General features: G+C 48.0%; 14 protein-coding genes. 4 read left to right on the top strand and 10 right to left on the bottom strand.

Translation table 11 applies throughout. From position 1 onward, the window contains the following. Positions 1-177: 177 nt before the first annotated feature. From FDZ78_RS00205 to FDZ78_RS00160, 10 genes are all read right to left on the bottom strand, one after another. The gene (locus FDZ78_RS00205) at positions 178-1,179 is read right to left on the bottom strand and encodes a phosphatase PAP2 family protein (RefSeq protein WP_168182132.1); all 1,002 of its coding nucleotides are present in this window, start codon (positions 1,177-1,179) and stop codon (positions 178-180) included. A 372-nt stretch (positions 1,180-1,551) separates the two neighbouring features. Next, a complete protein-coding gene (locus tag FDZ78_RS00200) occupies positions 1,552-2,001 on the bottom strand; it encodes a hypothetical protein (RefSeq protein ID WP_136408934.1) in 450 nt (149 codons plus the stop codon). 190 nt (positions 2,002-2,191) lie between these two features. After that, positions 2,192-2,794, bottom strand: a complete 603-nt coding sequence (locus FDZ78_RS00195) for a hypothetical protein (RefSeq protein WP_123399272.1) — start codon at positions 2,792-2,794, stop codon at positions 2,192-2,194. 40 nt (positions 2,795-2,834) lie between these two features. Further along, positions 2,835-4,082, bottom strand: coding sequence for a DUF4857 domain-containing protein (locus FDZ78_RS00190; protein WP_136408935.1), 1,248 nt, complete (start codon positions 4,080-4,082; stop codon positions 2,835-2,837). Positions 4,083-4,098: 16 nt separating this feature from the next. Continuing rightward, a complete protein-coding gene (locus FDZ78_RS00185) occupies positions 4,099-4,770 on the bottom strand; it encodes a hypothetical protein (protein ID WP_136408936.1) in 672 nt (223 codons plus the stop codon). A gap of 10 nt (positions 4,771-4,780) precedes the next feature. Continuing rightward, positions 4,781-5,683 carry an ABC transporter ATP-binding protein gene (locus FDZ78_RS00180; RefSeq protein ID WP_136408937.1) on the bottom strand — a complete coding sequence of 301 codons (903 nt, stop codon included), beginning with the start codon at positions 5,681-5,683 and terminating at the stop codon, positions 4,781-4,783. 64 nt (positions 5,684-5,747) lie between these two features. Beyond that, entirely contained in the window at positions 5,748-7,286 is a 1,539-nt protein-coding gene (locus tag FDZ78_RS00175; protein ID WP_136408938.1) for a DUF6850 family outer membrane beta-barrel protein, read from the bottom strand. 26 nt (positions 7,287-7,312) lie between these two features. Next, positions 7,313-8,557 carry a DUF4876 domain-containing protein gene (locus FDZ78_RS00170; RefSeq protein ID WP_136408939.1) on the bottom strand — a complete coding sequence of 415 codons (1,245 nt, stop codon included), beginning with the start codon at positions 8,555-8,557 and terminating at the stop codon, positions 7,313-7,315. Between the two features lie 34 nt (positions 8,558-8,591). After that, complete coding sequence (locus FDZ78_RS00165) at positions 8,592-9,530, bottom strand: hypothetical protein (protein ID WP_136408940.1); 939 nt, start codon at positions 9,528-9,530, stop codon at positions 8,592-8,594. Between the two features lie 857 nt (positions 9,531-10,387). After that, on the bottom strand, positions 10,388-10,822 hold the full coding sequence (locus FDZ78_RS00160; RefSeq protein WP_107033041.1) for a transcriptional regulator: 435 nt from the start codon (positions 10,820-10,822) through the stop codon (positions 10,388-10,390). A gap of 99 nt (positions 10,823-10,921) precedes the next feature. Here FDZ78_RS00160 and FDZ78_RS00155 point away from each other — a divergent pair, with 99 nt between their 5' ends. The 4 genes from FDZ78_RS00155 to FDZ78_RS00140 all read left to right on the top strand — a co-directional run bounded on the left by FDZ78_RS00155 (position 10,922) and on the right by FDZ78_RS00140 (position 14,417). Then, positions 10,922-11,335 (top strand): hypothetical protein, encoded by a 414-nt coding sequence (locus FDZ78_RS00155; RefSeq protein ID WP_136408941.1) that lies wholly within the window; start codon positions 10,922-10,924, stop codon positions 11,333-11,335. Between the two features lie 3 nt (positions 11,336-11,338). Continuing rightward, the gene (locus FDZ78_RS00150) at positions 11,339-11,563 is read left to right on the top strand and encodes a hypothetical protein (protein ID WP_136408942.1); all 225 of its coding nucleotides are present in this window, start codon (positions 11,339-11,341) and stop codon (positions 11,561-11,563) included. Then, on the top strand, positions 11,563-11,958 hold the full coding sequence (locus FDZ78_RS00145) for a hypothetical protein (protein WP_136408943.1): 396 nt from the start codon (positions 11,563-11,565) through the stop codon (positions 11,956-11,958). Before FDZ78_RS00150 ends, FDZ78_RS00145 begins: the two co-directional genes overlap by 1 nt. A 509-nt stretch (positions 11,959-12,467) precedes the next feature. Continuing rightward, positions 12,468-14,417 carry a hypothetical protein gene (locus FDZ78_RS00140; RefSeq protein WP_136408944.1) on the top strand — a complete coding sequence of 650 codons (1,950 nt, stop codon included), beginning with the start codon at positions 12,468-12,470 and terminating at the stop codon, positions 14,415-14,417. Positions 14,418-14,433: the final 16 nt, after the last annotated feature.

The following is a 14,433-nucleotide window of genomic DNA, read 5'->3' as shown; positions in this document are numbered from 1 at the left end:
TTCCGTAAATCAATATCAAAACCAATGCAAAATACAACCACAACACCGTCGTGGAAATTACACCGACAAGAAATTCCTTAGCTCATTAGGGAATTTTCCGAGCCGCATTGACAAGTCAACGCTGAAAATATCCCGAATGAGCCAAAGGTTAACCTTTGGAAACCGTTGGCATGATTATTAGAAGGTGTATGCCAAGTTAATTGAGAAAGAATGCTCGGCAGGATTATAGACTGGTGATATGACCATGATATCTGAACATGGACTGTCCCATTTAAACCATCTTTGATATAACGGAAGCATCCAATAGCCTATCCTTGCAGATAGGATGCCTACACCTGCTCCCGCAATAACATCGTTTAGCCAATGGCGACCGTTATAAAGGCGCAGGAAAGCAACACCAACAGCAACGCTATAAGCCCCTATTCCCATACCAAGCCCATATTCTTCTCTCATTAATTCTGCTCCGGTAAACACGGTGGCAGTATGTCCTGAGGGAAACGAATTCCTTGCATTGGAATCCGGTCTTTTTTCTTTGAATGAATATTTACCGATATTTGTAAACGCCGTCATGGTTAAGTAGGCGGTAGCTTCCACCACGACACGCTCTTTAAAACTATGTTTTGATTTGATACCGATTGATCCAAATGTCAGATACGTTATGGCAGGAAGATATTGGACATAATCATCGGCACGGAAGAAATGATTTCCACGCAGATTATCCATTCCATTTTTGATGTTTGTGTCTAACTTTTTGAATGCTCCATTGTATACTCCAAAAGTACCAACAGCTATAAGAACTCCTGGTAAAATTAGTTGTTTAGCATTGAATTTAGAACATTCAGGTTTGTACTGATTGAAAACTAATGTACTGTCAATCGACAAGGTGTTGACAGTCCGCTGTGTATCTTGAAAAATCATATCTGATGATTCTTCAAAATTGGATGTTTGGGCGTACCCAGAGACTTGTGAGGTAAGAAGCCCCAATGTTATCAGACCTCCTACCAATCCATTTTGTTCATTGGCATATCGTTTGTGCGAATGCCAATGCTCATAAATCAAATTCGACGAATGCAAAAGCATGGGCAATGACTGCCCAGAATGCACCCGTCGGATTGGTGTTATGAACGGCAAGTCACGCCCATGCAATGCACGGACGTTCGCGACTTGTTCCTCATTCATAACACAATAAAATTTCCGACGTTTCATTCTGATTGGAACAAATAGCAAACGCTATTAATTATGTTATCAGAAGCCTCTGCCTCCGCTATTTTCAACTGCAAAGTTACAACTTTTTATGGCTCGTGTCAATAGCTTATGAGAAAATAGGTTTGGTTTAGCCTTAGATATATACATCTATACCGAACCAAACCTATATATGTGCTGGGCAAAAGAGAAATGTCCGTATCAGTTTTTCTTTTCACCAGCCCATATCCCGACACCAACCTTACCACCGAAAGAAGAAAAATAAGGCAAATAAATAAAGTTAACTACCGCAAATTATCTATAAATCGTTTCTATTTGTTTTCAGCCAACTGTCTAAATAGTACAAATTCAGTACAATGGCACATAGTTATGGCATTGATAATCAACACAAATATACCCAAAGCTAAAATTGATGTTAGTCTTTCTATTATTAAAATCCACGAGTTCTTCCTCTGAAAAGACCTTTAATATCTCAAGAGACATTTGATTAAGCTTTTTCGTTTGGCTTTTCATGTACTCTGACAACTCAAAATGTCTAATTCCTTTATTAACGATGTATGTTGCGTCGCATGAATCATCTAAAAAAGTAATTCTAACAAATTTCGAATGTGAAACTTGTTCACGGACTATCGATGTGTTGGAATTTTTTGCCTCATGCGAAACAGTATCTTGCTGATACGAATTATTTGCAGTTGAATCACATTCTAATGTTTCCAATCGAATGCCGGAATCAGCTTCTTGTGCCGGAATATTCAGACACAAGAGCAACATTGATACGATTATTAATAGTCTTTTCATAACGGGATTGATTAATCTTTTCAAATTAACGTCCAAATTCGCCTCATAGCATTCTTTAAAACATAAAACAAAGAGGTTGTGCAGGCCGACGATATCCAGTTAACTCATACAGACAAAACTCCCTGCCACAGAATTCTGCAGCAAGGAGTTGATTTTGTCCGGACAGACAATCTGATTTCAAAACCGGTTCTTACTCCGGAAGAATTTCATAAGAAATTGCCTGGAGGCAATAGAATGACAGATAAGGCTTGCCTTCCTTTTCCTGACGGGCTGCGATTTTGGCACGATAGTCAGCGATACGGTCATCAAAGGCAGTCAGATTTTTCTGTCCCTGGGCCGCGCGTTCTGTAGCGCATCCGCTTTCAACTTCAGCCTGAGACTCTTCGCCTGCTTCAGCAGCCGCTTTCTGAGCCTCTTCATACTGACGGATCATATTCTGAATAGCAGCTTCGTCGATGCGCTCCTCACAAACCACACCCTTGACACGGATGGGCTGATGGATTGTAGACTTCGGAAACGGTTCGCCCATAAGAGGAAAGGCCTCGCAGCGGATAAGCACACTGTCAGCCGATCCTACCACGAATGCCTTACGACCGCCGTGACGGCAAAGATGTGAGCACACGCCTTCGATCTCGATTGTGTCACCTACAAGGTTTTCAGCATCGGCAAGAAGCTGATCTACACTGATTGCTCCGGCTGCGTCATCGGTTGAAGCGGAATTAGACGCTCCTCCGCAAGAAACCATTGCAAGGCATAAGACTGCCAGAAGCGTAAAGATTGATGTTTTCTTCATTTTCTTTCTGTTTTTATTTTTGATTAATGATTGATATTTTTCAATTTCTTATAATGATGAACGGAATGAAAGCAAAAATTCCGAATACGAGAGTGACAAGCGATGCTAACGCAGGACGGCATATGGCATCTGCCGTCCGTCTGCGGTAAACTATGAAAATCACAAGCGCAAACATAGCATTCAGAACAAATGCCGCCCAGGAGAAAGATTCAATGCGCGGAGTGGCATAGCAGTCTGACGTCGATGTAAATGACAGAGTGTAAGGGAAGATATAGGATCCGATTTTTGCCACCATGCTCTTCTCGCTTGTCTTGGCATAGCTTGCCAGCAGAGAATAGTCATCGGCATCAAGCGCACTCCAGCGGGTTCCATCCTGGTTCGAGACTCTCACTATGATATTGAATAGGTTTTTGACCACGGAAAACCGGTCTTTCTCAGGATCGACCTTCCCGACGGGCAGCTGACACAGACGATAGCCATCGCGCTCTATGAGATAGAGATTATGGGTTTCATCTGACATCAGTCCGATAGCTTCCTTGTCAATATTTTCCATTATAAACACATGGGCAGCTCTGATCGAGTCAGGTTTGCGCACTTTCGACATATAAGGTCTGCCGGCCTGCATCTTCATATGGAATATATCACCGTTGTCATCGACCATAAGATAGCCTTCGTCATAAGCTTTTCGGCTTGTGATATTGGCCGAGAAACTTTTCACTGGCAAAGTGAACCCGCGGTCATTGAATATTTCGGTAAATCTTTTGCTTCTTGCCTGATTGATCTGATTGGTCTCCATCTCGATGAATTCCACACGACCGTCACGAAATCGGAATACTTCAGTAGGATCTTCAAGATCAATACGCGCCGGCATGGATTCCATTATAAGATAGACATCGGCAAAACGCTTGTTGATGTCGCGAGGCGACGATGTAAAAACCCAGGAGTTATGTTTAAGCAGCGGAATGGAGATCTCAATGCCGTTGATCGAATCAGGCATCTGCTCGCGGGCCACAAGCTGAGTGAAATAGAGCTGGGGCAGAAGCGAATCGCGCTGCTCTTTCGTATAGACCACTCCTTCCTCGCGAACTCCATCGGCATCAAGCGGATAGATCACGGATTCCTTCTCGCCGGTTCTTTCTGACACGATCATCCGGTCGCTTATCGGTGAGTATGCGATAAACGGATCAGAGGCCCCCACCGGAAACAGAAGTGAATAGAGCCAGGGAAGAAACCACGAGAGGACAATGACGCTCAGCGTCACGAGTAATATTGTATATGCTTTTTTCATGATTTTTCAGTGTCGGTTAATCCTGACGGCCCTCCTTAAACCTTATGATCGAGCCGAAAGAAAGAACGGTCAGAAGAACAACTGTTATGATTATAAGGATGAGCATTCCGTTGTAGGCCTCAGGTGCAGGCTGAAGAAAATACATTATCAGCACCGCGATAGCCAGAAGAGAGAGAACTATACGACGCTTCCAGGTGCCTTCGAGACAGACAGCCGTAACAAACAGATAGGCTGTGAAACCGGCAAAATACCAAGGGAGAGTGGTCAGCATCACACGCACTACAAGTTCTGACGGGAGTATTCTGAAATCATAGACCATGATAATCAGTGCCTGCACAAAATAGATTGTCAGCAATTCCGCCAGACCGGTCAGAAGCATCAGCCCAACAAGCCTGCGCTGAGGGTAAGGCAGGTGTAGAGTAAGTTTCAGGCGTTTCTGCGCCATCTCCGGAGCCATCTGCGCTACTCCAACGGCCAGACCTACAAGCAGAGGCACGTATTTGATCATGTCAATGAACGTATTGTCTTTGAGCAGTATTATGAGCCACAGATGCTCTACTCCTTTGAGTTCGATCAGCCGGTTCATCATCGCGACCGTATAAAGGCCTATGCACACAGCCAGCCCAAGAGATATGAAGAAGACCATCCGGGTCTTTACCCATTCTTTGAATATCAGAGCTCTTTCCATTTTTTCAGTATCAATATTTTCCGGTGAGTCCGATGAAGGCGTCTTCGAGCGACATGTCCTGACGGACAAGGCTTCCGGAATCGACTCCGAGAGAGCCAAGGGCCGCTCTGACTTCATCAATCGGTTTGAATGTATAGAATTCGAGTTCATCCTTGATCTTGCCAGGATTGACAAACAGACTGTCAGCCAAGAATTTCTCAACAGACATGTCTGTCTGAAGAGTGTAGCGGCAAAAGTCACGCAGAAGCTCATCGACCGGCATCTGGGTAAGGATCTTGCCATAGTCAAGTATGATGCAGTCATCAATCAGTCGTTCAAGATCCTGGATGATATGTGATGTCATGAATACGGTCTTCTCCTCAGCTTTGGCAAATTCACGCAGATAGTCTGTAAACAATCTGCGGTAGCCGGGATCAAGGCCAAGAGAAAAGTCATCAAGCACAAGCAGATCGGCATTCTGTGCGAGAATCAGACCGAGTGCCACCTGCGAGCGCTGTCCGCATGACATGGATGAAATCTTCTGGCCTAGCGACACATGGAGCTTGTTCATGAGTTCATAATAGGCATCCCTGTTCCATTTCGGATAGAACCGTGAATAGAAACGCTCTATCTGCTCGATTGTCATGAACGCATACTGCACATGGCCTTCGATCAGCAATGCGATCCTTGCACGGGTCGCCGGTGACATTTCTGTGATTTTTTCACCGAATATCCTGCACTCGCCTTTCTGCGGGCGCAGGTAGCCCATAAGTATATTTATTGTGGTGGTCTTTCCTGTGCCGTTTTTACCCAGCAGGCCGAGAATACGACCTTTAGGTACTTCGAAGCTCAGGTCACTGTAGATGATCCGCCCTGTGCCGTAGCGCTGAGTCAGATTTTTTACAGATATCACCGATTCAGAATCATGGTTCATTATCAAGTTTTCTTAAATTACATTTAGAGGCCGTTTTTAATAACATCCTCTTACTTACTATTTGTCAGAATTCAGCTGCGAGTGTGACTGCGGCACCGTGGCGGAGTCCTTCACCTATATAGTCAGTCAGCCGGTATGCCACCCTGAGAGAAACAATGAAATTCATTACAGGCCGCGATATCCCCGCCGAGACATTGAATGCGGTGCGGTCGGCTTTGAGCATCGAATAGTTTGACAGCACACATTGCCCAAGCGGAGTGTCCGGTTCAAGATCTGTCAGAATTTCTTCTTTCGGATCTGCTTTGGCATAGGAGACTCCGGCTGAAAGATTCCAGAGCCAGCTTTTGCCTGAAACGGCTGAAAAATCAGCATCAAACCCTGATATGACATGGCTTGCCCCCAGACGGCGCAACGGATCGGCATAGCTCTCCTTCTCTGATTCATAGGCTATGTCAGGGGTGAGCGTCATGCTTGAGTTTCCTTTCTCAAACCGCACTGGAAAAGAAAGCCCAAAGTGGGAGCTTTCGAATCTATACGGCGAACTGCTGCCTATGCGGTCATAGCTTGATCCGGCTGAAGACCCGAATATATTTTCAGTGCCCTTGCGCCGAAACATATTGCCGTCAATTGTGGGCTGGATCATGATTCCTCCGCCGAACTGAAGACGGTATGAAATGCCAAGATCAATAATATCATTGCCGGTATAGCCGAGGGTCAGATTATTATAGTTGCGCAACTGCTGCTCCATCCGGTAACCGGTATAGCCAATGGTCGCTGCAAAGCCTTGGCCGGAAACAGGCAGCCACTGAAACCCAATATTATAGCCGAACGATGAATAACCGCTGTTTTTGTTGGCATTGCCCATAAAGCGCCGGTAATAAGTGCCCATACCGGTCAGGGTGTAGGTGTTTATTTCATTCAGCGGATTATAAAAATCGAGATCACAGTTCTGATTATAGATATTCACTCCGGCATTCAGCCCGATGACACTGTGATCATTCACCGTATAGCCGCCACCCAGAGCGATGTCAATGTCAGAGACAACGGTCTTGACTCTCGGATCACGGTTACGGTAGGCAATCTCAGCTCTGTACGCAGCGTGAACGCCGACTGTCCATCTGGAAAAACCGCAGGCATAGCCTCCGGAAAATCTATAGCTGCGGGTGCTCAGGTCACCACCGGCTTCATCACCCAGCACATAAGGAGCCACGCGGTTATAGTCTATGCAGTCAGTCCATCTGACCGAACGATAGGTTCCGGTCACAAACGAAGCATTGCCCCAGACCACCCTTTCGGCTCCCAGACGGGTATATGATCCGGCCGAAACTCCTAACAGATCGGATCCATCGCCAAGTTGTTCCATCACCGGCTTGTCCTGACGGTCATACTCTCCGCTTATGGCAAATGACGAAAGCGAAACGCTGTCACGAAACAGCATTGCAGCCGGATTGCTCTCATATCTCTGCATCAGCGCGGCATTTACCGGCTGAGAGAGCCGTTGAAGCTCAGACAGAGACAAAGGCTGCGCCATGACCCCGAATGAAGGGATCATGGCTACAGCTATTATAGCCAGGCTGTATTGAAATCCAGAGACTTCCGACATCGATCTGTTTTTACTTCGTTAATCTGTTATTTCGCTGAAACAATTTCAAAATCCCTGGCAGAATCGTTGGTGTCCATCAGCACGGTATTGCCGGCGGCTGACACTCCGGCCACTTTGCGGACAAACTTCTTACCGAAACGGTTCTTGTCAGTCTTAGCCTCAGAGATAGCGGCATAGCTTGCGTCAACAGATGTGCTCAAAGCTCCCTGTATCCAGCTTTCAACCGGACAGAGGTTAACACCGTCGATGATCCAGTCATATTTGACAAGATAACATTTTGTTCCGGTCATTTCCTTCTGAGTCACACTGCTGATATATTTATATGTTCCGTCATACTCGGCGAGATACTGTTCGGCTGTCATGCCTTCGGGAAAACGAACAAGCGCATAGGAACGGTTGCACTGGTTGCTTGCAATCCAGATTGTCGGCGAGTAGGAATACCATTTGTCAAGGTTGGGAACATCAGGATTGTCGGTATCCTTCACCGAGGCGGAAATCGATTCATCATACCATTCAAAATCAGCATCGGTGTGATTGAGAGCTCCGGGCACCTGGGCTGTCCAGTCAATAGCCTGATCGACGATCTTGATTGACTCGCCGGGGGCAATGGCTACATCCTGACCGCTGCCGGGAATAACATACACGGTCTGCGCTGTGAAATTGGCTTCACGCTGATTGGCTGGGGTAACGATCACATTGGCATCAGTGTTCAGCAGCTTGCTTTCAACAATCGCAATGCCGTCGGCATACTGCACCTCGTCGGTATTGTTATAGATAGTGAAATATGTGTCATAGAGACCATTAGTTCCTGCCGCGTTGAGCGAGCCGGCAAAGTAGATTTCACCGAATACGAGTGTATTGGATGGATTATAGAAGAACCATTTGAGACTTGCTGACTGGGCTGAAGAGCTGATGACCTGCTGAGATGCCACGGCACGAAGTGTGCGTGTCACGCTGGCGCCCTCGTCATTGACGAAACTTACCTCCATCTGTCCGTCGATGTCATAGGTTCCGGCAGGAATCACATCTGAGTCGGTCAGAGGGAGTTCAAATGTATATGAGCGACCGGAATTCAGTTCTTTGTAAGTTATAGTCCCGGATTCTACCGTGTAGGATGACGGAAGTTCTGCGGGATAAGTAGGAGCAATGACAACCGGATAAGTCACCACGGTGTTGTCATCATCTGAACATGAAGCCACACTCAGTCCCATTGCGGCACACAGAGCCACACTCAGAAACAGATTCTTGATCTGAATTTTGTTTGATGTCATGATAATTGGTTATTTTGATGATTTTGATTGATTCCTATATTTTGAGATTGAGCTCCATCCCGAAATATGGAGTGGAGTAACGGCGGATGGTGATTCCGTAGCGTTCATAGTCAGGCGCTATGTACACCAGACGGTTGACGTAGACCGCCAGCCCTACCCGCTTCTGCCAGAATGTCTTTGTGGCTTTGAAATTGACGCTTGTCTCTGCCGGCACATTCTGTCTGACAAATGAACTTTCGGTGAAATTGCGCACCAGCTGTTTCAGGTATGGATCCGACAGACATTCATCGGTATAAGGATGTATGGCACCGTTTACATCCATGTACTGCACCGGAATTCCATCGCGTCGCAAAGTCTTACGCGAGGTCAGCCAAAGATTCTGCACACCGATCGAAAAATTCAGTCCGAGCCGCGGGAGATCGGTGTCAAAAAGTATATTGGTGTTGACGCTGCGGTAGTTGTTGCCGTCAAGGTCATCATAAAGTCCTACATACTGCAGCTCCCGGCCGTTGGCTATGATGCTTGGCTTGTACCACAGCGACTGACTGTTACTGTTGGTGGTGCTGAAGAATGCGCCGGAAATTGTCAGACGTGTGTTGATGACGGGCAGACGGCGCGACTGCAGAGTGTATTCCACACCCTCTTTCAATGTGCGGCTGCCGTTGGTTGTCTTGCTTCTCACTGCAAGGTAGGTCTCGGTCTGATAAGGCAGATCCTCGATCAGCGGAGCGCGTCCGGCGGCGTATGGGTCGAAGCCGGAAGCATCGTAGCGGTTATATGTATAAGTATGAACAAATCCGGAACTGCGGAAACCATCTGTCATATTCTCGCGGAAATATGTCACGGAAAGTCTGTTGCCACGATAACTGATGTCGGCGCGGACTTCCCACTTGAAGTTCCGGGCGGCCCGCAGACGGTAGTTGGTCATGTCCTCTATATAGGTCCTCACATTCATCACCCGATAGTCTTCCACATTGTGGTAATAGTTGAGCTGCTCGAAATCCGAATAGAGTTTTTCAGGATAAAGATATGCTGCTACTATGGGCGGTAAAACGAAACGTGCAATGTTGAGTGAGCGGTCGGAGGTCGGAAGCCGCGATGTTTCAGTGAGTTACGGCGCGATGTCGTGAAATGGCCGAAAAAACGAAAAGTACATTTGCTTGGATTTTGCTTGGATTTTCCGGGCGGTTGTTTGGATAGGAGGTTGGATTGATATTGGATTGTGTGCGGTCGTGCTTGTGGCGCGGCCTTTTTTATTGCGTGTTCGTCTGCATGGAGCGCGTCGGTGGCCTGTGGCGGTCGTTGTTCCGTAGGATGATAGAAAGGCCGTGGCGCGGCTAAATGCGCGGAAATACGGCCATTTATAGGCGTGTGGCGGGCTGTGGCCGTGAATAGATATGCCGCCGCGCATTAAAGGCTATTTGAGCGGCGATTGACTACCGATTAAAGACCATTTGAACGCCATGCGCCGGGATAATTGCCACCGATATTCGTACCCGTCGTTTCAACCGAAAATCATCAAAAATTTGTGTTGCACATAGGCTTGGACATAGTGTTGGACATAGTTTTCAGTACCATTTTAAGATAGGTTCAAACCCCTATACGGCCAAAAATCGGCTAAAAATCGGGCAATTTCACGCGATAACACCCCCTATAATACCACAAAAAGCGGGGTAATTCCAAGCCGATAAAGCACTGTAACCAACTGAAACTGTGCAGAATACAAAGGCTATAAGCCTTAAAAGCCGCGAAAAATAAATAAAAGCGATGAAAAAGCGGCCTGTCAGCGGTCGCGGTGGATGAACTTAAACGGTATCAGAGCGAAGCCAATCACCCTACATGCGCAGTAGAATCTGTGTTTACAAGAGCGGCAAGACGCTCCGCGTGTTTTTTTGTTTCGGCCAATTCAGCCTCTAACCGTCCTATCTCCTTTGCTTGCCTTTCGATTGTCGCCAACAACTCCGAAAAGAATTGCGGTGCTTCTTGCGTAGGCGAGATTTCTTGCTTTTGCTCCTGTGATTCTTGATTTAAGGGTTGATCCAGCGTCATATTCCCTACTCCCAAAATCAACCACGACGGATTGACTTCGGGAAAACACTTGAAAAAGCGAGAGATGTTGTCTTCGCTGATTCCGTTATTTTGCGCTAATACACCTCTCGTTACTCCCGATTTTCGGTAAAAATCGGCGGCAGACATGCCTATTTCAGCGAGATAAAGCAATATTTTTTGCTTTATAGGTGATTTTTCTTGCGAGATTTCTTGCATAGGCGAGATTTCTTGTTTAACTTTGCAGCGAATTAAAATTTTAACAGCCGCCAAAGGTACTAAAATTTGGCGAGATAACAGTAAAGAACCGAAAGGAATATGACAACGGAAGCGAACAACACCACGGAACGGAAGGCTCTAAACCTTGTGCAGCGCATAGTAGCGAACCGCCTTGAAAATGAGAATGGCAAAATACAGGTGAACATGAAAGCTCTTGGAGAGGACTTCACATATCACCTCGGCTGGAAATGCGAGGATATATACAAGCGGCATCTCCTGCGCAACTTCTACCGCGATATGCTGACACAACTCGCGCACCCGGACACAACCGAGGAGAGCGCAAAGGAATATCTGCGCCACACGGTAGAACACCTCGCCGATGATATTCTGCACGGAAGCCCGACACGCCACTCAACCAACGCGATAGGGAATCTCGCACACACTTGGGAATTTGAGACCAAGCAGGAAATGTATAACATCGCTGTGGGACTTCATAGCCAATTTGAAGACTGAGCCATGATTACAACGGAGGAATACATAGAAGCCTTACAGGGGGTCAAACGCCCCTTGATAAAGGCTCACGACGAGATAACGGGAGTGGCCGACTTCATCGAGGCTCGCTTGCAGACCGAAAAGGAGTTTGCCGACAGCCGGGTATATGGCACGGTCTGCCACGCCCTCGGAATCTTGGAGGAACAGATAACAAGTATAGGAAACCAAATCACCAAACTCAAAAAATAATGGAACGTAAAAGAATCATCGTAATCACCCCGGAGGAACGCAAGTATCTGCAGAAGATGATCGGCTGCTCAGGCGTAACCGTGTGGGAAGCGGTAAAATACCGCAAAAGTAATGACATACACAAGCGCATCCGCAAGGCAGCGATAGAGCGCGGCAACCCGCAAATGGTAATCGCGCCGGAATTCGACACAATCTATATCACCAACCGCCGAGACGCTGACGAAAAGATGCACCGCTACATGGTGCAGTCTTTTGAGAACGGAGCGACGTTGGAGGGATGCTTCGACACCGGGCTTGTAGAGGTACGCGACAAGTGCGGCGCGGTCAGAGGCCAGTGGCAGAACCCGAAAGTAACCGAAATAACAGCCATACAGGAGGTGGCGCAGTCGCTTTGAGGTATGGTCAAGTATTACAATCCTCCAAAGGCCATGTGCACTGCCCAAGAGCTCGCATCTCTGCTATCCCCCGTTGACAGACGCAGAATGGCATATCGGTATTTTGTCCATACCGCTGAAAAACAGAAGCAATCAGACGGGCGAACATATATCGAGGCATTGGCGGCTTCTCTCCGGAACGGAAGAAGTGATCTTCAACCCACAATTCTGAACCGTCTTTTAAGCCTTTGGCGACAGATTCAGAAAGAATGGCAGGTATCGCAGGTGCGTAATACTCGCAGTCTTGAAGATGTGCTATGTTTTTTAGAGTCTCGTGGACTAACGGTCGATTCTGAAACAGTGAGTATCGTCCATAATAGATTACGCAAAAGGCAATCTCCCACGGCTTGATGATAGCGGGCTTTTTCATAAAGAGCGATTAAAGAATTAACGACTACAAAATTACAAAAAATATGGAGTATTACGGCGGCTCACTTGGAATAAGCCAAGCGGAACTAACCGACGGCATTATGACTAAATCAAACCTTGACTACTACAAACGGAAAGGTGTGATTAGAACCCTAAGGCGTGGCTGTTACGGTACTACTGCATTATACGATGTCGAGACCTTACCGACGGAACACCGGGCAGAGGTAAAGCGGCGGTATGTAGACCCGGAGGCACAGGCAAAGGCGCGGGCATTCATTGACATAATCGTGATAGATCAGATAGCCGCTTCCTACTACGAGGGAGTGAGCATCGAGGGAGCGAGGGGACTGAGCGACGAGAAACGGATGCTCTACACCAACTCCGCCTCGATACTCAACGCTTGCCATAAAATGCTTATGGATGCAGCCGCCGAACAGAAAAAAGTCGGCAAGAGCCGCCGGGTAAAGATGAGCGAATTTTGGGAAGCTCGCGCCAAAGACCTGCCCCGCGTGGCCGACATCTACCCGCACAGCCTCCCGGAGAACCCGCGAGTGCTGCAACGCAAATATCAAGAATATTTCAGAGGAGGCCAGCCCAATTACGAGGTGTTGATTTCGGGTAAGTTCCGCAACAAGAACGCCGCGAGGGTAGCGACCCCGGAGCAGGTGGCATGGCTCACCAAATTCTTGGAGCATCATACCAACCTCGACGGACAGGAGGTGGCCGACTACTACAATACGGTATGCGAGGCTTTCGGATGGCCGAAAGTGACGCGCCGGACGATGTTGGTATGGCTGCAGAAACTCGGATGGCTTGTGAACGCCGGACGGCACGGAGCAAAGGAATATATGAACCGCTACGGAATGCAGAACAAACGCTTTGCACCGACCGCGCCGATGCTGTTCTGGTCGCTCGACGGATGGACGGTGGAGCTATACTACAAAAAGCGCACCGAGGGGAAGCGCGGCGGTCGTACCACATACTGCAACCGCATGACGGTGGTAGTGGTACTCGATCCTTTCAACAAATACCCGATAGGCTACGCCACAGGCTATCAAGAAAGCCCGGAACTGATAAAGGCCGCGCTTCGCAAAGCCACCAACCACACGGCAGAACTTTTCGGCCAACGTCTGCGGCCTGTTCAGATACAGAGCGACAACTACCAAATCAAGATTATGCTTCCGACCTACGGCATGGCCGAACATGTAACCCCGGCAGAGGTAGGCAACGCAAAGGCCAAGCCGATAGAGCCGTATTTCAGACGGCTCAACCACAAATACGCTAAAAAATGCTCCGGCAACTGGAGCGGCTACGGCATAACCTCACGCAAGGAGAGCCAGCCCAATATGGAATGGCTCAACGCGCACAAGGGGCAGATACCCGACGAGGCCGGGGTAAGGGCGCAGATAGAATGGATCATCGAATCGGAACGCGCCGCCAAGCGCGAGGAATATGTGGCCGGATTCAGCCGCATACCCGCCGACCGACTTCTGCCGATGCCGATTGAAAGCTACCTGCTGAACTTCGGGCAGGAGACAGGCTACAAGAACACACTGGAGGGCAGCGGCCTCAACGTCCGGCTTCTCGGAGAGCGCAGGACATACGACAGCTTCGACCTCGAATTCAGAAAATACGCACACCTGCGGTGGAGCATCAAATATGACCCCGACAATATGCAAGAGGTCTTGGCCGTGAGCGACGAGGGAGACATCCGCATACTGCTAAAAGAAAAGCACCTGCAGCCGATGGCACTTGCCGACCGCCGTCCCGGAGACGCGGAGGAACTGCAAAAGGTAAAGGACTTCAACGACGAATTGAAACGCACCGTGATAGAATACGACAGGCAAGCCACCGAGATAGCGCGTGAGAGCCTGTTGCGCCACCCCGACCTCGGCAACCCCTACATAACAGGCATACTCACCGACAGCCGGGGACAGAACAAAGACCGCAAGAGCCAATACCGCCTCGAATACACAGACGTAACCGAGGAGACCGCATACGAGGAAAGCGCGGGCGCGGGCATAGCCGAATCGACACGCGACCTCTATTGATTAACGGATAATCATA

It is taken from the genome of Duncaniella sp. B8 (assembly GCF_005304985.1).
Taxonomy (GTDB): Bacteria; Bacteroidota; Bacteroidia; order Bacteroidales; family Muribaculaceae; genus Duncaniella; species Duncaniella muris.
Note: the sequence above shows the minus strand (reverse complement) of the source record. Positions and strands in the feature narration are given on the sequence as shown.